Genomic DNA, 18,927 nt, shown 5'->3' on the forward strand with positions numbered 1-18,927 from the left:
CCTCAGCTGTCATTCACCATGCGGGACAGGCTCGTCCTTCGGCGCGGGCCGGTTCACGCCACCCCGGTCACGCCACCTTGGGCGAGCGGCGGGTCACCGGCGGCGCCGCGAGCGCACGCGCCATCGCCTCACCGGTCAGCCTGTTGTGCTCCTCGAGCCGTTCCGCGAGGTCGAGCCGCGTGCGGGCGCGCAGCGCCACCATGATGCGCTCATGCTCGGCAAAGGATGCATCGAGCCGATGCGGCACCTCGTTGACGGCGAAGCGATAGCGCCAGATCTTCTGCTGCAGGACGGCATAGTTCTGGATGAGGACCGGGTTACGCGTCGCCTGCGCGAGCTTCTGGTGAAAGGCGTGGTTGATGTGGGTGTAGGCCGCATGCTCGCCCTCCGCCAGCGCGGCCCGCAAGCTCCGGTGGAGCTCTTCGAGCGCGGCGATGTCCTCCGCCGTCGCGCGCTCCGGCACCGTGAGCCCGATCAGCCGTTCCAGCGCGCCCTTGACCTCGAAGATCGGGGCGAGCTCCTCCGGGTCGATCGGCGCGACGATGGCGCCGCGGTTCGGCCGCAGCGTCACGAAACCTTCCGCGGCCAGCACCTTCAGCGCCTCGCGCAGCGGCGTGCGCGACACGCCGAAACGTCGGCACAGCTCCTGCTCGGGAATGCGGCTGCCGCCCGGCAGGGTGCCGTCGAGCAGCAGCGACCGCAATTGCGCCGTCAGCAGCGCATGCAGGCTCGTCCGGCCGCCCGGCGCGGTATCGTCGTCGCGTGGGATATCGGAGTCGTCGGTCACGGGAACAGGCGGCCCGGCAGCCACAGCGCGATGGCGGGAAAGGCGACGAGCAGCCCGACCATGGCCAGCATGATCACGACGAACGGCATGGCGCCGCGCATGACGTCGCCGATCGAGCCGCGCCCGCGCACGCCCTGCACGATGAAGAGGTTCATGCCGAGCGGCGGCGTGATGAGGGCGACCTCCATCATGATGACGAGGAAGATGCCGAACCAGACCGGATCGATGCCGAAGTGCACGACGATGGGCATCACGATCGGGATCGTCGCGATCATCATCGACAACGTTTCGAGGAAGCAGCCGAGGACGAAATAGAAGACGACCAGCAGCAGGATGACCTCGAGCGGGCTCGAGGCGATGCTGCCGACCGCCCGTGTCAGCGTCTGCGGAATGCCGAGGATGCCGATGACGAAGTTAAGGAACTGCGCCGCCACCACAATGAGCAGGATCATGGCGCTGATCTTCACGGTGGAGAGCATCGCCTCGTGCAGCATGGCGATGGAGAAGCGCCGCTTGGCCATGGTGACGAGGAGCGCGCCGACGACGCCGATGGCGGCCGATTCCGACGGTGTCGCCCAGCCGAGATAGATCGAGCCCATGACGAGCACGAAGATCACGAGCGGCGGCAGAATGTCGACGAGGTTGCGCAGCCGCTCGGCAAAGGGCACGGCCGGCGGCGTGGCGCCGGCAAGTGACGGCCTGACGAGGCTGACCACGAGGATGTAGCCCATGAACAGCAGGGCGAGCACGATGCCCGGCACGAGGCCGGCCGCGAACAGCTGCCCGATCGAGGTGTTCGACATCGAGCCGTAGATGATCATGTTGATCGACGGCGGTATCAGGATGCCGAGCGTGGCGCCGGCAGCGATCGAGCCGAGCGTCAGCCGGTCGTCGTAGCGATACCTCTCCATGGTCGGGATGGCGACCGTCCCGATGGTCGCCGCCGTCGCGACGGAGGAGCCCGATACCGCCGCGAACAGGCTGCTCGCGGCGATGTTGGTGTGCAGGAGCCCGCCCGGCAGGCGGCGCAGCCAATCGGTGAGCGACCTGTACATGCCGTCCGTGACGCCCGAGCGCACCAGGAGCTCACCGAGGAAGATGAAGAGCGGGATGGCCGTCAGGATGAAATCGTTCAGCACGCTCCACGCCTGATTGCCGAACACCAGGAGCGAGGGCATGCCGAGATAGGTGAGCGCACCGAGCGCGGCGGTGGCGAACAACGCGACCGCCACCGGCACGCCGGCGAGCATGAGGCCGAGCATGACGAGAAAGCCCGCTGCGGCGGGCAGCAGGCCGATCATGACCCGGCGCTCCGCTCGCCGAGCTGGGCGGCATGCTCGTGCAGCTCTTCGCCCAGCGTCTTGATGCCGTACCAGCGCGCAAGGTTGGGCGACCGGGAGAAGAAGAGAATGGTCGCATGGACGGCGCTCGCCACGGCGACGAGGGCGAAGAACGCAAGGCCCGCGACCCAGACCGCCTGCGGCTGCCAGAGCGGCGTCATCATCGGCGTGCCGGAGAGGGAGCGGTATTCGATGCTCTCGGCGAGCGTCGTCCATCCGCGCCAGGCGAAGAACACCGCCATCGCGGCGAGGGACAGGGCCGAGAGGAGATTGAAGCAGCGGCGCGCGGCCGCGGGCAGCCGTTCCAGCACGATCTCGACCCGGGTGTGCGAGCGCTCGAGCAGGGCATAGGCAAAGCCGAAGGCGGCTAACATGGCGAGCACGTAGCCGCCGAATTCGTCGCCGCCCTGCAGCGAGAGGTTGAGAAAGCGCCGCAGCAGCACCTCGGCCGTGATCAGCAGCGAGAGCGCGAGCACGCCGTAGCCCGCGACGAGGGCGATGAGCCTTGCGAGCGGCCCGAGACAGGTCTCGACAGGATTGGTCCGCATGGCTCCCCGTCCCGTTCATCGGCAGCCGACCCGCCGGCGGCGGATCGGCTTGTCCAGGCCTTACGTCAATGGATGGCGAGGCCTGCGGCCTTGCCGACGGTGTCGTTCCAGGTCGCAGTGCACTTCGGGTCGACCGCATTGCAGGTGTCGCGCCAGATCGGCAGAACCACCTTCTCGGCGGCTTCCTTGATCCGCGCCTGGTCGGCGGGCGCGATCTCCACCAGCTGCATGGAGAACTTCTTGTGGTTCGTGCAGCTCTGCCCACCGGTGTTGCAGGCCACCGCCTCGTCATTGGACGTGATGGCGAAATCCCACAGCTGGTCCTCGAGCGTCCGGAAGGCGGCGGCGAGCTTGGCCTGCTCGTCGGGCGAGAACTTCTTCCAGGTGTCGAGATTGATGAAGTGCCCCTGCACCGAACCCGACACGGACAAGGGCAGGAAATGGCTGGTCACCTCCGGCCAGTTGCCGGTGTTGCCGGAGGTCGGCGAGGTCACGCCGCAGGCGACGACGCCGCGCTGCAGGGCCGGATAGACCTCCGAGAACTGCAAGGTCACCGGCGTAGCGCCGAAATGCTCCAGCATCGCCGACATCGAGGGCGTGAAGCTGCGCACCTTGAGGCCCTTGAGGTCGTCCAGCGTCTTGACCGGGCTGTTGCAGTAGAACACCTGCGGGCCGAAGGGCCACAGCGTGAGGACCTTGGCGTTGAACTTCTCCTGCAGCCGGGCGTCGAAGGCTTCGCGATAGGCGTCGACCGCCTTGCGCAGGGCGCCCATATCCGTTGAGACGCCGATCAGGTCGATGCCCTCGAAGAAGGGATCATCGCGCGAGGCCATACCGATCTGCACCGACATCACATCGAAGGAGCCGCCGCGCAGCATGCGCAGCGCGTCCGGCGCCTTCACGCCGACCACGTCCATCGGATTGTAGTTCATGCCGATGGGGACGCCGGCCGCCGCCCCGAGACCCTCGAAGAAGGCGCGCTCGATGGCCACCTGCTTGGTGTTCTGCGAAAAGTTGCCGGCGACACGCAGCGCCGTTTCGGCGCTCGCGCCGGCCGAGCCGACGGTCAGGGCGGCGAGCGCGCCGGCGCACAGAAGAAAATGCTTCATGGGTGGAGCCTCCGAGGCGCGATTTTGAATTCAAACTGCGCTCCTGAAGCGTTGCAGGTTCCTCCCACCGCTCAAACGGGAAATGTTGTGCAGACGCACCTGCACCGAAGCTTATTATTTTCAGGATCTTGATGCCTGCACTGCTTGAATATCGGGCAGCGGTGCACAAGCATTACCCAGATCGCAGTCGACGGGAAACCTACCCGAAGACCTCGTTCTATTGTCACCGCCGCAGATCCCATGCGATCTGATAGCGCCGCGGACCCTCTTCCGCGGATCGAGCGGCGAGCGCGGAGTGCAGGAAATGAATGCAAAATCGGGCCGCAGGCTGATCGGGATGCTGACCCCTTCCTCGAACACCGTGCTGGAGCCGCTGACGGCGCGGATGCTCGCGCCGCTCTATCCGGACGTTTCCGCCCATTTCGGGCGTTTCCGCGTCACCGAGATCGCCCTCGACGAAGCGGCGAACCGCCAGTTCTCGCTGCCGCCGATCCTCGAGGCGGCCGAGCTGCTCGCGGACGCACGCTGCGATGTCATCGCCTGGAACGGCACATCCGCGAGCTGGCTCGGCTTCGACACGGACGCCGCCCTGTGCGCCGCCATCACTGAGCGCACGGGCATCCCGGCGACGAGCGCCATCATCGGCCTCAACAAGCTGCTGCAGCGGCTCGGCGTGCGCCGCCTCGGCCTCGTCACGCCCTACACCGCCGACGTGCAGGAGCGCATCATCGCCAATTACGCCCGCCACGGCATCACGATCGTGGCGGAGGCGCACAGCGGGTTGCGCGACAACTTCTCCTTCTCCGACGTGACCGAGGCGGAGATCGCCGCGATGTGCGAGCGCGTGGCCACGGCCCGCCCGGACGCCATTGCCATCGTCTGCACCAACATGCGCGGACCGCTCATCGCCCCCGACCTCGAGCGCCGGCTCGGCGTGCCGGTGCTCGATTCCGTCGCCTTCACGCTGTGGAGCTGCCTCGACGTCATGAATGTGCCAACCGCGCCGCTGCGGACCTTCGGCGCCGTCTTCGCAGGCGAAACAACTCCGCCAGAATCCACGACTGATATCTGACGCAACCTTCCGACCAGCGGCGTTCGGGGTGCCGTCAGCGATCCGAGGTGCGCCGGCGGCAGGGTTCGTCCGCCACACGATCGGGTGATCATTGCGGGCGCGCCACGAAGCCGTCAGAGTTGCGTGCGATGCAGCAAATCGACGACCGAAACGCAACCGCGGGCGGAACCATCCCCGCTTCCCGAGCATTTCGATCTTAGACATGACCGAATCGCACGCCCAGGAAAGGCGCTCGTCGGACGGCGCGCCGCACTCTCGTATCGATGCCATTTTCAAGGGCGCGGCGGTGACCGCGCTCCTGCTGCTCACCTTCGTCGGCGGCGCCATCGTCACGGCCGGCGACGTCTTCCCCGGCCCCCAGATCGCCCGCGCCTATCAGGGCGGCAAGGCCCTCTATGACCAGATCGTCAACTACCGCGACGTCTTCACGAGCGACCTGTGGCCGCAGGAGCGCCGGCCGGAGCGTGGCGTCACCGTCCATGCCGAGGGCCTGGCGCAGGAGGGGGTGACGCTCTACACGTCGGGCCACGAGGCGGCCGCCTATCTCATCGACATGAAGGGCGAGGTGCTGCACGAATGGCGCCGCCCCTTCAGCCTGGTGTGGGCGGCGGGCACCGGCGCCGTGAAGCGGCCGATGCCGGATTCCCACGTCTATTTCCGCAATGCCCGCGTCTTCCCCAACGGCGACCTGCTCGTGATCTACGAGAGTGTCGGCGACACGCCCTACGGCTACGGCATCGCCAAGCTCGACCGCAATTCCGAGGTCATCTGGAGCTATTCCGGCCGCGCCCATCACCAGCTCGACATCGCCCCGGACGGCAAGATCTATGCGCTGACGCACGAGATCGTCGACGACGTGCACGAGGGGCTCAACCATCTCGCCCGGCCGCGGCTGGAGGATTTCCTCGTCGTGCTCTCGCCGGACGGCGAAGAGCTCAAGAAGATCCGCCTGATCCCCGCCATCGCAGGCTCGCCCTTCAGCACCCTCCTGCATCGCATGCCCGGGTTCTCGGCAGCCGATCCGCTTCACGCCAATGCGGTGACCTACATCGACGGCACCGCCGCCGCCAACTTCCCCTTCGGCAAGGAGGGGCAGGTGCTCCTGTCCCTGCGGGAAACCAACACGCTGATGGTCCTCGATCCCGAGACCGAGGCCGTCACCTGGGCCACCGACGGCTACTGGATCGGCCAGCACGACCCCGACATCCTGGCGAACGGCAACATCCTGCTGTTCGACAACTACGGCAATTACGACAAGCCCGAGGGGCTCTCGCGCGTCATCGAGATCGACCCGCGCAGCATGGCCGTCGTCTGGGAATATGCCGGCACGCCGGAAAATCCCCTCATCAGCGAGATCCGCGCCGACCAGCAGCGCCTGCCGAACGGCAACACGCTCATCAACGAATCGAGCGGCGGGCGTCTCGTGGAGGTGACGCACGCAGGCGAGGTCGTATGGGAATTCATCAACCCGGTCCGCGACGGCCCCGACGGCAACCAGATCCCGATCATCGGCTGGGCCATGCGGCTCGACCCGGCCGGGCTCGATCCGGCGCTGCTCGAGCCCGCGCAGCCCGCCCCATCCCGGAAGGAGACAGACCTATGAGGAAGCTCACGGTCCCCCTCACCCTCCTCATGGCCGTGCTGCCGACGGCCGCCTTCGCCTATGTCGGCCCCGGCGCGGGGCTCGGCCTGCTCGGCGCGCTGTGGGCCCTCGTCGCGGCCATCGGCACCGCGCTGGTCTTCGTCCTCGCCTGGCCGATCCGCAACATGCTGCGCCGCCGCCGGGCCGACCGCGCGGCCGCGTCGCGCGAGCCGACGGTCGATGCGCCCCATGCCGGTGCTCCCCAGACCGGTCCGGGCTTCGGCAACGAGGTGTCGCAGCGGCGCTGAATGCGAGGGACGAGGTCATGGGGCTTCTCGATCTGCCATCGCCCATCCTCACCCAGATCGACCGCTGGCTCGATCAGGTGCCGCCGCTCGCCAAGCTGGTCCTGTGGGCGGCGCTGGGGGCGATCCTGTCCATGGAGATCTACCGCCTCCTGTCGCCGCAGCGGCGTATCGGCCAGATCAAGGCCGCGCTGGAGCGCACGCGCAATCACGTCTCCCGCTTCGACGGCGAGTTCGCGGAGGCCTGGCCGCATATCCGCCGCATGCTCGCGCTTGCCCTGCGGCGCGTGTTCATCGTCCTGCCGGCGACCCTGCTCGCCTCGCTGCCGGTGCTCGTCTTCATCATCTGGCTGGACGGCAACTACGGCGGCACCTTCCCGCCGACGGGCGAGCCGGTGAGCGTCGCCGTGCCCGGCGCCTTCGAGGGGCGCTGGATCGACCGGGGGGACGGCGCGCCGCCCCGGGCCGAGGTCGTCGATCCGGCCGGCGAGCCCGTGCTCGACGTGCTGCTGACGACGCCCATCGCCGTCGTCCACAAGCGCCGCTGGTGGAACATGCTCGTCGGCAACCCGGCCGGCTACCTGCCGGACGAGGCGCCGGTGGAGCGCATCGACATCGCCCTGCCGCGCCAGGAGTTCCTGCCGGTCGGGCCGAGCTGGCTGCGCGGCTGGGAAGCCACCTTCTTCGCGGCCCTGGTGCTCTTCGCGCTCGTCTTCAAGTCCGTGCGCCGCATCGAATGAGACCGGACCGAACGCCATGAACGAGACCGCCGCCCACAAGACGTCCGCTCAAAAGACGTCCGCCCGCATAGACATCGACCCCTGGACCGATCGGCTCGGCGGCCTCCTCGAGCGCTACCCGCGCCTGTGGACGCGCCTCGGCGACCTTGAGACCCGTCTCGTCGCCGACCGCCTCGACGCCGTCGCCGTCGACCGGCCGATCTATGTCACCGGCCTCGCGCGATCCGGCACGACGGTGCTGCTCGAGCTCCTCGCGCTTCATCCGGACACGGTGGCCCATCGCTACCGCGACTTCCCGCTGGTGCTGACGCCCTGGGCCTGGAACTGGTTCGTGGACCGCGCCGGACGTGGCGAGGCGGTGGCGCGTGAGCGGGCGCACCGCGATCGCATCACCGTGACGTCGGAAAGCCCGGAGGCCTTCGAGGAGGTCATCTGGATGGCCTTTTTCCCGGACATCCACGATCCCGGCCGCGATGCCGCCCTCGGCCACGACACGAGCCACCCCGCCTTCGAGGCCTTCTATCGCGACCATATCCGCAAGCTCCTCGCGCTGCGCGGCGGCTCACGCTATCTCGCCAAGGGCAATTACAACGTCACGCGCCTGCCCTACCTCCACAAGCTATTCCCCGATGCGCGCTTCGTGGTGCCGATCCGCGATCCGCAATGGCACATCGCCTCGCTGATGAAACAGCATCGCCTGTTCGCCGCGGCCGAGCGCGAGGACGAGCGGGTGCTACGCCACATGCGGCGCAGCGGCCATTTCGAATTCGGCCTCGGCCGCCGGCCGATCAATGTCGGCGACGGGGCGGCGGAAGTGACGCGGCTGTGGGCGGAGGGCGAGGAGGTCGAAGGCTGGGCGGCGCACTGGGCGCTCGTCTATGGCCATTTGGCCGACCGCCTCGCCGCCGATCCGGATCTCGCCGCCGCCACCCTCGTTGTCCGCTACGAGGACTTCTGCTCCGCGCCGGCCGAGGTGATGGCGCGCGTGCTCGATCATTGCGCGCTCCCGCCGGGCAGCCTGCCTGAGGCCGCGGCCGCCCGCATCAGCGCACCCGACTATTACCAGCCGGCCTTCACGGAAGAGGAGCGGGCGACCATCGCGCGCCGCACCGCCGCTGTGGCCGGCCGCTTCGGCTATGGCTGAGAGTTTCGTGCAACCTCGAACCGCGGGGAGATCATGCCGCAAAAGATCTTGATCATGGGATTGCCCGGCGCCGGCAAGACGACGCTCGCCCAGGCGCTGACCAAACGCTTGAACGCCGTGCATTTCAATGCCGATGACATCCGCACCAACGTCAACAAGGATCTCGGCTTCTCGGTGGAGGACCGCATCGAGCAGGCCCGCCGCATGGGTTGGCTGTGCGACCAGGTGACCAAGACCGGCGCCTTCGCCATCGCCGATTTCGTCTGCCCCACGGAAGAGACGCGCGAGGCCTTCGGCCGCGACGCCTTCATCATCTTCGTCGACCGCATCAAGAGCGGCCGCTTCGAGGACACCAACCGCCTGTTCGTGCCGCCGGCGCGGGTCGACCTGCACGTCACCGCCACCGGCGAGCCGGATTACTGGGCGGAGAAGGCCGTGCGCCAGCTACGTCCGCATTTCGATCCCAAGGCCCCGACAGCCCTCTTCATCGGCCGCTACCAGCCCTTCCACGACGGCCACAAAGCCCTGATCGAGGAAGGGTTGCGCCGCGTCGGCCAGGCCTGCATCGCCATCCGCGACACCCACGGCACCGATCCCAAGAACCCGTTCTCCTTCGAGGATGTGAAGCTGCGGATCGAGACGGCGTTGCGCGCCTACCAGGGCCGTTTCGCAGTCGTGCCGCTACCCAACATTACACGCGTGTTCTACGGCCGTGACGTGGGCTATTCCATCGAGCGCATCGAGCTGGAGGCGGACCTCGAGGTGATCTCGGCGACAGACATGCGCGCCCGCTTGCGCGTCTAGGGGCCCCCGAGGCCGCGGGAATGGGCCTCCACGCGGACACGCGGACGATCACTGACGCCGATTTGTGCATCCCGATTGCATACACTTGGTCTATCATCGCGCTGCATCGGGTTGAAACGAGCAACGGCGGCAGAGCGATTCCATGACCTTCGATACCGTGATCCGCAACGGCACCGTGGCGACGGCGTCCGACACCTTCACCTGCGATGTCGGCATCGAGGCGGGAAAGATCGTCGCGCTCGGCCGCGGCCTCGACGACGCGCGCGAGATCATCGACGCCACCGGGCGCCTCGTGCTGCCCGGCGGCATCGACAGCCATGTCCACATCTCGCAGCCCTCCGGCGAGGGTATCGTCATGGCCGACGATTTCGAGACCGGCACGCGCTCGGCCGCCTTCGGCGGCAACACGACAGTGCTGCCCTTCTGCCTGCAGGAGAAGGGTCGCCCGCTGCGCGAGGCGCTGACGAATTACCACGCGCTCGCCGAAGGCAACTGCTACACGGACGTCTCCTTCCACCTCATCATTTCCGATCCGAGCGAGGCGGTGCTCGGCCAGGAGCTGCCGGCGCTGGTCGCCGACGGCTACAGCTCCTTCAAGGTCTTCATGACCTACGAGGGCCTCGCCCTCTCCGACCGGGAGATCCTGGAAGTCATGTCGGTGGCGCGCGAGACCGGCGCCCTCGTCATGATCCATGCCGAGAATTACGACGCCATCCGCTTCCTGACCGACCGGCTGGAGCGCGCCGGCAAGACGGCGCCGCATTTCCACGCCGCCTCCCGCCCGATTGCCGTGGAGCGCGAGGCGACGCACCGAGCGATCTCGCTCGCCGAGCTCGTCGACGTGCCGATCATGATCGTGCACGTCTCGAACCGCGAGGCGATGGAGGAGATCCGCCGCGCCCAGCAGAAGGGCCTCAACATCTATGGCGAGACCTGCCCGCAATATCTCGTGCTGACGGCGCGGGATCTCGAAGGGCTGAACATGGAAGGGGCGAAATACGTCTGCTCTCCGCCCCCGCGCGACGAGGCGAGCCAGGCGGCCTGCTGGGAAGGGCTGCGCACCGGCGTCTTCTCGACCTTCTCGTCCGACCACTGTCCCTTCCGCTACGATGATCCCGCCGGCAAGCTCGCGCCCAAGGGGCGCACCAGCTTCCGCTGGGTGCCGAACGGCATCCCTGGCGTCGCCGCCCGCCTGCCTATCCTTTTCTCGGAAGGTGTCGTGAAGGGGCGGATCAGCCTCAACCAGTTCGTTGCCTTGTCGGTCACCAACCACGCGAAGATTTATGGCCTTTATCCGCGCAAGGGCACTATCGCCATCGGCGCCGATGCGGATATCGCCATCTGGGACCCGGAGCGCCGCGTCACCATCACCCACGCGCTCATGCAGGACGGCGCGGACTACACGCCCTACGAAGGCATCGAGGTGACCGGCTGGCCGGAACTGACCATGGTGCGCGGACAGACCGTGGTTCGCGACGGGGCGCTCGTCGGCCGCAAGGGCTTCGGCACGCATCTTTCCCGCGACCTGCCGAACGCCGGCCGTCGCGGCCCCTGACAGGGCGGCGCCCGGCCGGCATGGAGCGGACCGCGACGCTCGCATAAGATCGGGCGGGGATTCGCCCCGCCTTTCGCACCGGAGCGGCCATGGCCGTCAATGAAGCAGCAGCGCACGAGACGCACGAGAATCTGTCGAGCCAGGCCCACCGGATCGTCTCGCACATGATTCATACGCGCCGCCTGCGTGGCGGCGAGGTCATCGTCGAGGCCAAGCTCGCCGAGGCGCTCGGCATCTCGCGCACGCCGCTGCGCGAGGCCCTGCAGCGGCTCGAAGGCGAGGGCCTCGTGGTCAAGGCGGCGCACCGCTCCTTCATGGTGCGCAATGTCGATCTCGCCGAATATCTGCAGAGCCTGAAACTGCGGGAGATCCTCGAGCCCGAGGCGGCGGCGCTCGCCATCGGCCGCATCGACCGCGGCCGTATCCGCGCCGCGCGCGAGGAGATCGATGCGCTGGTCTCGGCCCCGGTCTACGACATCGAGACGCACTGGCGCTCCGACACCTCCGTGCACGAGCTCTATATCGCCGCCTGCGGTAATGCGGTGATGGCGCAGATGATCCGCTCGCTCCGGGTGACGACGCGCCTCTTCGAGATCGCCCAGCTCGCCGACCGGCTCGGCCCCGATTCATCGGAACACATCGCCATTCTCGACGCTCTCGAGGCCGGTGATGCCAAGGCGGCACGCCGCGCCGTGCAGACGCACATCCGCAGCCTTTATCGCTACGCCCTCGACCTTGTCGCCTGACCTGCCGGCATGCCGGCGAAGCGCCATCGGCATACCGGCTATCGACAAGCTAGCCGCACTCCGGATAATCGCGCGAGCGGCACCCTGCCGCCGAGGAACGGGCGAGACGGCATGGCCAGCGACCGCAGCATCACCAATGAGACCGGCAAGCTCGCCGACAACGTCTATCGCGCCGTGCTCGGCGACATCCTGAGCTGCCGCCTGCCCGGCGGCTCGGTGATCCAGGAACGCAAGCTCGCAGCCGCCCTCGGCGTTTCGCGCAGCCCCATGCGCGACGCCCTCAACCGGCTCGAAGGCGAAGGCATGCTGGTGCGCCTGACGGAGCGGCTGCTCACCGTGCGCGTCATCACCCTGCAGGACTATCTCCACAGCCTCGACCTGCGCGCCCTCGTCGAGCCACAGGCGGCCGCCCTCGCAACGCCGCGGATCACGGATGAGGAAATCAAACGGCTCGACACCCTCCTCACCACGCTGGAGGACACGCAGGAGCCGACGGCAGAGCAGCATTGGACCTTCGACGACGCCTTGCACGGCACGCTCGCCGAGCGCAGCGGCAACCCCTTCCTCGCCCGCACCATCCACGAGATGCGCCGCTACACCAAGATCTTCGAGCGCCAGACGGTGCCCATGCGCCTGAGCGCCGGGCTGGTCGACCACCGCAAGCTCGTCACGGCCCTCGCCGCCCGCGACGCCGACAAGGTCAAGGCCGCCATGGCCGAGCACATCCGCAAGGTCCGCAAGCGTACGCTCGCCGGCCTCTGAGGGGGCGAAGGACCGTCTTATCAGCACCGCCTGCCCAACAATCGCGCAGTGGTGCGCTTGCGTGATCGTACATTCCATGCATTAAATTGGTATACCAGTAGAATGCTCAATGGCACACTGGTTCCATTGCCAACATCGCCGCAACGCCCGGCGTCGGCCGGGGTCCCACAGAGGGGACAGCCATGTTCAGAACCGCATCGTTCCGCCTTTCCGCCGTCCTCGGCCTCGCCCTCCTGACGAGCGGCGCAGCGCTCGCCGCCGACTGCAAGCCCGCCGTGCCCGACACGGCGCTCATCGGTGCCGGCAAGCTCGTCATGTCGACGAACCCCACGCTGCCGCCGCTGCAGTTCATCGACCAGTCGGGCGAGCTCAAGGGCATGCGCGTCGAGCTCGGCAAGGAGGTCGCCAAGCGCCTCTGCCTCACGCCCGAATACATCCGCATCGAGTTCTCGGCGATGATCCCGGGCCTGCAGTCCGGCCGCTGGGACATGATCAACACCGGCATCTTCTTCACGCCCGAGCGCGCCAAGCTGATGTACATGATCCCCTATGAGAAGCAGGCGATCAGCCTGTCCGTCCCCGCCGGCAAGGGCGCGACGGTGACGAAGCCCGAGGATCTCGCCGGCAAGACGGTCGGCGTCGAGATCGGCGGCTTCGAGGAGAACAAGACGAAGCAGCTGAGCGAGGAGCTGAAGGGGAAGGGCCTCGCGCCCCTCACCATCCGCACCTTCGACAATTTCGCCCTCGCCTATCAGGCGCTGCGCGCCGGCCAGGTCGAGGCGGTCGTCTCAATCGACGGCGTCGCCAAGGAATATGCCGACCGCGGCGATTTCGACCGCGCCATCTCCGGGCTCTACGCCACGCCTGTCGCGCTCGCCTTCGCCAAGAAGGACCTCGCCGAGGCGGCGCTCAAGGTGCTCAACGAGATGAAGGCCGACGGCGCCTACCAGAAGCTCTTCGACGCCTATGGCGTCGTGCCAACGGACGGGGAGCTCGCCCTCGCCGGCCCCGGCATGTAGGCGGTCCGGCTCTAATGCGCGGCGGACCGCGCCACGGTCCGCCGATACCCGCACGGGAGCGCGAAGGCTGGAGCACGTGATGCAGATCTGGAACTGGTCGGGCTTCTTCGACTATCTGACCAACCCCTTCATCCTCGGCGGCGCCTTCACGACGCTCTGGCTCACGGCGGTTGCCATCGTCGGCGGTCTCGTCCTCGGCTTCGTGCTGGCCCTGATGAAGATGGCGCCGAGCCGGCTGCTGTCGGCGCCGGCTGCCGCCTACATCTGGCTGTTCCGCGGCACGCCGCTGCTCGTGCAGCTCATCGTCATCTACACGGGCCTGCCGCAGCTCGGCATCAAGCTCAGCGTTGTGGAATCGGCGCTGATCGGCCTCACCCTCAACGAGGCCGCCTATCTCGCCGAGATCGTGCGCGCCGGCATCACGGCCGTGCCGCAGGGCCAGGTGCGGGCGGCGCGGGCGCTCGGCATGCGCGAGGCGCAGATCATGCGCTACATCGTCATGCCGCAGGCGCTGCGGATCATCATCCCGCCCCTCGGCAACTCCGTGAACGGGCTCCTGAAGACGACCTCCGTCACCTCCGTCATTTCCATGGAGGAGCTGCTGCGCCGCACGCAGGTGCTGATCCAGGAGCGCTTCATGGTGCTGGAGCTCTTCGCGGTGGCCGCCATCTACTACCTCGTCATGACGACGCTGTGGGACATCGTGCAGCGCCGCATCGAGCGCCGCTTCGGCCGCGCCTACCAGCAACTCGGCAGCGCCACCGAACAGCGCTGACGGCAGGAACCAACGACAACGGCAACCAAGGGCAAGGCGCGGCCGAAACCGCGGGCAAAGACATGACAAAGACCTTTCGCGGCACTTATACGGTGATGATCACGCCCTATGACGAGGCCGGCAACGTGGACCTCGATGCGCTCGCCGCCTTCACCGACTGGCAGGTCCGCGAGGGCATCCACGGGCTCATCCCCCTGGGCTCGACGGGCGAGTTCCTGTCCCTGTCGCCGGACGAACGCACGGCGATCACCGAGACGGTGATCCGCACCGTGGCGGGGCGGGTGCCCGTCCTCGTCGGCACGGGCGCGGAAGACACGCGCGAGGTCGTGCGCCTCAGCCGCGAGGCCGAGGCCCTCGGCGCCGACGGCGTCATGATCATCCCGCCGTTCTATTCGACGCCGACCGACGACGAGCTCTATCACCATTACAAGACCGTCGCCGGGGCCATCGGCATCCCGATCATGGTCTACAACAACCCGGCAACGGCCAATGTCGACCTGAGGCCGGAGCTGGTGGCGCGGCTCGCGGCCATCGACGGCTGCGACTACATCAAGGAATCGACGCTGGAGGTGACGCGCGTGCGCGACATCATCCGCCTGTGCGGCGAACGCATGACCGTCTTCGGCGGCATTCTCGGCTTCGAATCCTTCGTCGAGGGCGCCGAGGGCTGGGTGGCCGTCGCCTCGAACGTGGCCCCGGGCCCGCTCGCCCGCCTCTTCTCCCTCGTCGCCGACGAGGGGAGCATCCCGGAAGCGCGCGCGCTCTACCTCAAGTGGTTGCCCGTCATCGAGGCCGTAGGCGGCCAGCGTTATGTCGCCGGCACGAAATCGCTGCTCACACACATGGGCTTTGCTGCCGGCGCGCCGCGCCCGCCACGCCTGCCCCTGCCCGCCGCCGTCGATGCCGAGATGCGCCGGCTGGTCGAGGCGTTCGGCCTGCAATTTGCCGCGTGAGGCGGCCGACACGGGGACGCGACGGTGCGCCTGAGGCCCATGGGAAGCACTGAGGAAGCGATCACCATCCGCTTCGACGGACGTGAGCTGCCAGCTCGTGCCAGCGAGACGATCGCCGCCGCCCTCTTCGCGAATGGCCTCAACACCACCTGCCGCGGCAAGGACGGCGCGCCGCGCGGGCCCTTCTGCGGCATGGGCGTCTGCCACGACTGCCTCGTCACAGTGGATGGCCGGACGAGCCAGCGCGCCTGCCTGATGAAGGCGGCGGACGGGATGGTCGTCGCTTCCCAGGCGGCCATCCCCGACATCGGCGCCGGCGGCGATCTGGCCGCCGTTCCGGAGGCACCGCTGCCCGAGGAAGAGGTCGATGTCCTCGTCGTGGGCGCCGGCCCCGGCGGCCTGTCGGCGGCCGAGGTCGCGGCCCGCGGCGGAGCCTCCGTCCTGGTGCTCGACGAGCGGCCGATGCCGGGCGGCCAATATTTCAAGCAGCCGGCCTCGTCCGGCAGCGCCCCGCCCGAGGGTCCCGATGCGCAGGCCCGCGCAGGCGCCGCCCTGATCACCGCAGCGAGCGAGGTCGGGGCGGAGCTGCGCGGTGACACGCTGCTGTGGGGCGCTTTTCGCGAGGACGAGCGGCTCGTTATCGGCTATCTGCGCGAAGGCAGGGCCGGCTACGTCAGGCCGCGCATCCTCGTCATTGCCACCGGTGCCTTCGAGCAGCCGCGCCCCTTCCCCGGCTGGACCCTGCCCGGCGTCATGACGACAGGCGCCGCGCAGACGCTGGTGCGCAGCTACGGCGTCGCGCCGGGCGAGCGCATCCTCGTCGCCGGCAACGGCCCGCTCAATCTGCAGGTGGCGGCGGAGCTCGCGCGCGGCGGCGCCCATGTCGTCGCCGTCGCCGAGGCGGCCCCCGCCCCCTGGACGCGACCCGGCGAGGCGATGGCGCTGATGCGGGCGGAGCCGTCGCTCGCCGTGGCGGGCCTCCGCCAGCTCGCGACCTTGAAGCGGCACGGCGTGCCGGTGCTCTGGCGCGCTCGCCTCGCCCGCGTCGAAGGAGAAGGACGGGCGAGGCGGGCCGTGCTCGTCGGGGCGAAGGGTGAGGAGCGGCCGTTCGCAGTCGATGCCGTCTGCATCGGCGAGCGTTTCGCGCCCGCCAACGAGCTGCCGCGGCTGCTCGGCTGTGCCCACACGGTGAGCGCTGACGGCTTTCCGCATCTGGAAGTCATGCGCGACGATACCGGGGCGACCTCCCTTGCCGATATCTTCGTCGTCGGCGAGGCCGGCACCTTCGGCGGCGCCCATATCGCCATGGCGCAGGGGCGTCTCACCGGGGCCGAGAGCCTGCGCCGCCTCGGCCGCGGCACCGGCGACGACCAAGCCGCACGGCGAAGGCTCGGACGCCATCGCCGCTTCCAGAAGGCCTTATGGCGGCTCTTCGCCGCAGAGGAGCCGGGCCTCGCCGACGCGGACAACAATACGATCCTCTGCCGCTGCGAAGCCGTGACGCGCGCGGCGCTGCAAGAGACCGCCGCCGAGGCCAGTGCCGGCGATCTGGCGACCCTGAAGCGCCTCACCCGCGCGGGCATGGGCCGCTGCCAGGGCCGCTACTGCACCCCGCGTCTCGCCACGCTCCTTGCACCGCCGAAGGAAGAGGCCGGCTTCCTCGCGCCGCAGATGCCGCTGCGACCGGTGCCCCTCGCCGCCTTGGCGGTCGAGAAGCCGGAATGGGGCGGACACAAACGGGCGTTGCTGCCTCCCTCGCAGCCGAGGGCCGGCCTGCCGCCGCTCGATCTCACCGCGGCCGATACGGTCATCGTCGGCGCCGGCATCGCCGGGCTCTCGACGGCGCTGTTCCTCGCGCGTGCCGGCCGGGAGGTCGTGGTGCTCGACCGCGGGCGCCCCAACGGCCAGGCCTCAGGCGGCAATGCCGGCAGCCTGCATGCGCAGCTCCTGTCCTTCGACCACGGCGCCAGGGCCGAAGGCGGCGGCTCGCCCGCCGCCCGCACGCTGCCGCTGCAATTACAGTCGATCGCACTGTGGCAGGAGCTGGCGCGCGAGAGCACCCGCGACATCGAGGTGAAGATCACCGGCGGGCTCATGGTGGCGGAGACGGAGGAGCAGCTCGCCTTCCTCGTGGGCAAGACGCGCATCGAGCGCGCGCAGGGCGTCGACTGCGACGTCATCGACGCGGCGACCCTGCGCCGGCTCGAGCCGGCCCTCGACGAGCGCTTCATCGGCGCCGCCTATTGCCCGCAGGAGGGCAAGATCAATCCGCTCGTCGCGACCCAGGCGGTGCTGGACCTCGCGCTGGCCGCCGGCGCCAAGGTCGTTTCCGATACCGAGGTGACGGGCATCGAAGCCGACGGGTCGGACTATCACGTGCGGACGAACCGCGGAACGATCCACGCCGGACGCATCGTCGATGCCGCCGGCGCCTTCGCGGGCGAGATCGGCCGCATGGCCGGCATCGCCGTGCCCGTCTTCGGCGCTCCGCTGCAGATGATCGTGACCGAGGCGGTGGCGCCGCTCCTGTCGCATCTCGTCGCCCATGCCGACCGGCATCTCACGCTGAAACAAGCGGCGAACGGCAATGTCATCATCGGCGGCGGCTGGACGGCGGGGCTCGATCCGGTCCACCGGCGCCCGCGGCCGCTGCGCGCCAGCCTTGAGGGCAATCTCTGGGTGGCACAGCACGTCGTGCCCGCGCTGCGCCGGCTCAACGTGATCCGCAGTTGGGCGGCCATGAACATCAACATCGACGGCGCACCGATCCTCGGCGAGCATCCCGCGCGACCCGGCTTCTTCAACGCCGTCACCTCGAACGGCTACACGCTCGGCCCCATGGTCGGCCGCATTACTGCCGATCTCATCACGCGCGGCCGCACGGACCAGGACGTCGCCGCCTTCTCCATCACCCGCTTCGGCACCTGACGAGGAGCCCCGCCATGATCACCATCGACAGCGTCAGCAAATGGTACGGCGACTTCCAGGTGCTGAAGAACTGCACGACGACGGTCGAGAAGGGCGCCGTGGTCGTGGTCTGCGGCCCTTCGGGCTCGGGTAAATCGACGCTGATCAAATGCGTCAACGGGCTCGAGGATTTTCAGGAAGGGACGATCACCGTCGCCGGCACGTCGGTCGGCGCGCCCGACACCGACCTGCCGAAGCTGCGCTCGCGCGTCGGCATGGTCTTCCAGAACTTCGAGCTCTTCCCGCACCTGTCGATCATGGACAATCTCACGATCGCGCAGGAGAAGGTGCTCGGCCGCAGCCGCAGCGAGGCGGCGGAGAAGGCCCGCCAGCTTCTGGCGCGGGTGGACCTCTCCGCGCAGGCACAGAAATATCCGCTGCAGCTCTCCGGCGGGCAGCAGCAGCGCGTCGCCATCGCCCGCGCGCTCGCCATGGACCCGGTCGCGATGCTCTTCGACGAGCCGACCTCGGCGCTCGACCCGGAGATGGTGTCGGAGGTGCTCGACGTCATGACGAGCCTCGCGCGCGAGGGCATGACCATGATGTGCGTCACCCACGAGATGGGCTTCGCCCGCAAGGTGGCCGATCGCGTCATCTTCATCGACAAGGGCGAGATCGTCGACGACCGGCCGACCGAGGACTTCTTCGGCAAGGAGCGCAGCGGACGAGCCGAACAGTTCCTCAGCAAGCTGCTCGGCCACTGAGGCACGATCGCCTCG

The 18,927-nt window shown here is 68.4% G+C and carries 18 protein-coding genes; 14 read left to right on the top strand and 4 right to left on the bottom strand.

Going from position 1 to position 18,927, the window contains the following annotated elements; translation table 11 throughout:
- Positions 1-67 precede the first annotated feature (67 nt).
- The 4 genes from AL346_RS04830 to AL346_RS04845 all read right to left on the bottom strand — a co-directional run bounded on the left by AL346_RS04830 (position 68) and on the right by AL346_RS04845 (position 3,784).
- A complete protein-coding gene (locus tag AL346_RS04830) occupies positions 68-787 on the bottom strand; it encodes a GntR family transcriptional regulator (RefSeq protein WP_019400781.1) in 720 nt (239 codons plus the stop codon).
- A complete protein-coding gene (locus tag AL346_RS04835) occupies positions 784-2,088 on the bottom strand; it encodes a TRAP transporter large permease (protein WP_019400780.1) in 1,305 nt (434 codons plus the stop codon). The genes AL346_RS04830 and AL346_RS04835 overlap by 4 nt, the downstream gene beginning before the upstream one ends.
- Positions 2,085-2,675 (bottom strand): TRAP transporter small permease subunit, encoded by a 591-nt coding sequence (locus AL346_RS04840; protein WP_019400779.1) that lies wholly within the window; start codon positions 2,673-2,675, stop codon positions 2,085-2,087. Before AL346_RS04840 ends, AL346_RS04835 begins: the two co-directional genes overlap by 4 nt.
- 65 nt (positions 2,676-2,740) lie before the next feature.
- The gene (locus AL346_RS04845) at positions 2,741-3,784 is read right to left on the bottom strand and encodes a TRAP transporter substrate-binding protein (protein WP_053193328.1); all 1,044 of its coding nucleotides are present in this window, start codon (positions 3,782-3,784) and stop codon (positions 2,741-2,743) included.
- 337 nt (positions 3,785-4,121) lie between these two features.
- Here AL346_RS04845 and AL346_RS04850 point away from each other — a divergent pair, with 337 nt between their 5' ends.
- From AL346_RS04850 to AL346_RS04920, 14 genes are all read left to right on the top strand, one after another.
- Positions 4,122-4,856: an aspartate/glutamate racemase family protein gene (locus tag AL346_RS04850; RefSeq protein WP_245258841.1), complete on the top strand. Its 735-nt coding sequence runs from the start codon at positions 4,122-4,124 to the stop codon at positions 4,854-4,856.
- A gap of 202 nt (positions 4,857-5,058) precedes the next feature.
- Complete coding sequence (locus AL346_RS04855; protein WP_019400776.1) at positions 5,059-6,459, top strand: arylsulfotransferase family protein; 1,401 nt, start codon at positions 5,059-5,061, stop codon at positions 6,457-6,459.
- Positions 6,456-6,746, top strand: coding sequence for a hypothetical protein (locus tag AL346_RS04860; protein WP_019400775.1), 291 nt, complete (start codon positions 6,456-6,458; stop codon positions 6,744-6,746). Before AL346_RS04855 ends, AL346_RS04860 begins: the two co-directional genes overlap by 4 nt.
- Positions 6,747-6,763: 17 nt before the next feature.
- Positions 6,764-7,483, top strand: coding sequence for a hypothetical protein (locus tag AL346_RS04865; RefSeq protein ID WP_019400774.1), 720 nt, complete (start codon positions 6,764-6,766; stop codon positions 7,481-7,483).
- A gap of 16 nt (positions 7,484-7,499) precedes the next feature.
- On the top strand, positions 7,500-8,627 hold the full coding sequence (locus AL346_RS04870) for a sulfotransferase (protein ID WP_082312419.1): 1,128 nt from the start codon (positions 7,500-7,502) through the stop codon (positions 8,625-8,627).
- A 33-nt stretch (positions 8,628-8,660) separates the two neighbouring features.
- A complete protein-coding gene (locus AL346_RS24505; protein WP_040403587.1) occupies positions 8,661-9,431 on the top strand; it encodes an adenylyl-sulfate kinase in 771 nt (256 codons plus the stop codon).
- A gap of 142 nt (positions 9,432-9,573) precedes the next feature.
- Positions 9,574-10,986 (top strand): dihydropyrimidinase, encoded by a 1,413-nt coding sequence (hydA, locus tag AL346_RS04885; protein ID WP_019400770.1) that lies wholly within the window; start codon positions 9,574-9,576, stop codon positions 10,984-10,986.
- 89 nt (positions 10,987-11,075) lie between these two features.
- The gene (locus AL346_RS04890) at positions 11,076-11,732 is read left to right on the top strand and encodes a GntR family transcriptional regulator (protein ID WP_019400769.1); all 657 of its coding nucleotides are present in this window, start codon (positions 11,076-11,078) and stop codon (positions 11,730-11,732) included.
- A gap of 111 nt (positions 11,733-11,843) precedes the next feature.
- Positions 11,844-12,494: a GntR family transcriptional regulator gene (locus AL346_RS04895; RefSeq protein ID WP_019400768.1), complete on the top strand. Its 651-nt coding sequence runs from the start codon at positions 11,844-11,846 to the stop codon at positions 12,492-12,494.
- A gap of 182 nt (positions 12,495-12,676) precedes the next feature.
- Positions 12,677-13,513, top strand: a complete 837-nt coding sequence (locus AL346_RS04900; RefSeq protein WP_019400767.1) for an ABC transporter substrate-binding protein — start codon at positions 12,677-12,679, stop codon at positions 13,511-13,513.
- 79 nt (positions 13,514-13,592) lie between these two features.
- Positions 13,593-14,288: an amino acid ABC transporter permease gene (locus AL346_RS04905; RefSeq protein WP_019400766.1), complete on the top strand. Its 696-nt coding sequence runs from the start codon at positions 13,593-13,595 to the stop codon at positions 14,286-14,288.
- A gap of 62 nt (positions 14,289-14,350) precedes the next feature.
- Positions 14,351-15,241, top strand: a complete 891-nt coding sequence (locus AL346_RS04910; RefSeq protein ID WP_019400765.1) for a dihydrodipicolinate synthase family protein — start codon at positions 14,351-14,353, stop codon at positions 15,239-15,241.
- A 39-nt stretch (positions 15,242-15,280) separates the two neighbouring features.
- Positions 15,281-18,169: an FAD-dependent oxidoreductase gene (locus AL346_RS25885; RefSeq protein ID WP_019400764.1), complete on the top strand. Its 2,889-nt coding sequence runs from the start codon at positions 15,281-15,283 to the stop codon at positions 18,167-18,169.
- A 14-nt stretch (positions 18,170-18,183) separates the two neighbouring features.
- Positions 18,184-18,912 carry an amino acid ABC transporter ATP-binding protein gene (locus tag AL346_RS04920; RefSeq protein WP_019400763.1) on the top strand — a complete coding sequence of 243 codons (729 nt, stop codon included), beginning with the start codon at positions 18,184-18,186 and terminating at the stop codon, positions 18,910-18,912.
- Positions 18,913-18,927: the final 15 nt, after the last annotated feature.

The organism is Chelatococcus sp. CO-6, from assembly GCF_001271345.1.
Taxonomy (GTDB): Bacteria; Pseudomonadota; Alphaproteobacteria; order Rhizobiales; family Beijerinckiaceae; genus Chelatococcus_A; species Chelatococcus_A caeni.

Coding starts and splice junctions, on each gene's coding strand:
- AL346_RS04835 (WP_019400780.1), bottom strand. CDS start 2,088: ATGATCGGCCTGCTGCCCGCCGCAGCGGGCTTTCTCGTCATGCTCGGC.
- AL346_RS04840 (WP_019400779.1), bottom strand. CDS start 2,675: ATGCGGACCAATCCTGTCGAGACCTGTCTCGGGCCGCTCGCAAGGCTC.
- AL346_RS04845 (WP_053193328.1), bottom strand. CDS start 3,784: ATGAAGCATTTTCTTCTGTGCGCCGGCGCGCTCGCCGCCCTGACCGTC.
- AL346_RS04850 (WP_245258841.1), top strand. CDS start 4,122: ATGCTGACCCCTTCCTCGAACACCGTGCTGGAGCCGCTGACGGCGCGG.
- AL346_RS04855 (WP_019400776.1), top strand. CDS start 5,059: ATGACCGAATCGCACGCCCAGGAAAGGCGCTCGTCGGACGGCGCGCCG.
- AL346_RS04860 (WP_019400775.1), top strand. CDS start 6,456: ATGAGGAAGCTCACGGTCCCCCTCACCCTCCTCATGGCCGTGCTGCCG.
- AL346_RS04865 (WP_019400774.1), top strand. CDS start 6,764: ATGGGGCTTCTCGATCTGCCATCGCCCATCCTCACCCAGATCGACCGC.
- AL346_RS04870 (WP_082312419.1), top strand. CDS start 7,500: ATGAACGAGACCGCCGCCCACAAGACGTCCGCTCAAAAGACGTCCGCC.
- AL346_RS24505 (WP_040403587.1), top strand. CDS start 8,661: ATGCCGCAAAAGATCTTGATCATGGGATTGCCCGGCGCCGGCAAGACG.
- hydA (WP_019400770.1), top strand. CDS start 9,574: ATGACCTTCGATACCGTGATCCGCAACGGCACCGTGGCGACGGCGTCC.
- AL346_RS04890 (WP_019400769.1), top strand. CDS start 11,076: ATGGCCGTCAATGAAGCAGCAGCGCACGAGACGCACGAGAATCTGTCG.
- AL346_RS04895 (WP_019400768.1), top strand. CDS start 11,844: ATGGCCAGCGACCGCAGCATCACCAATGAGACCGGCAAGCTCGCCGAC.
- AL346_RS04900 (WP_019400767.1), top strand. CDS start 12,677: ATGTTCAGAACCGCATCGTTCCGCCTTTCCGCCGTCCTCGGCCTCGCC.
- AL346_RS04905 (WP_019400766.1), top strand. CDS start 13,593: ATGCAGATCTGGAACTGGTCGGGCTTCTTCGACTATCTGACCAACCCC.
- AL346_RS04910 (WP_019400765.1), top strand. CDS start 14,351: ATGACAAAGACCTTTCGCGGCACTTATACGGTGATGATCACGCCCTAT.
- AL346_RS25885 (WP_019400764.1), top strand. CDS start 15,281: ATGGGAAGCACTGAGGAAGCGATCACCATCCGCTTCGACGGACGTGAG.
- AL346_RS04920 (WP_019400763.1), top strand. CDS start 18,184: ATGATCACCATCGACAGCGTCAGCAAATGGTACGGCGACTTCCAGGTG.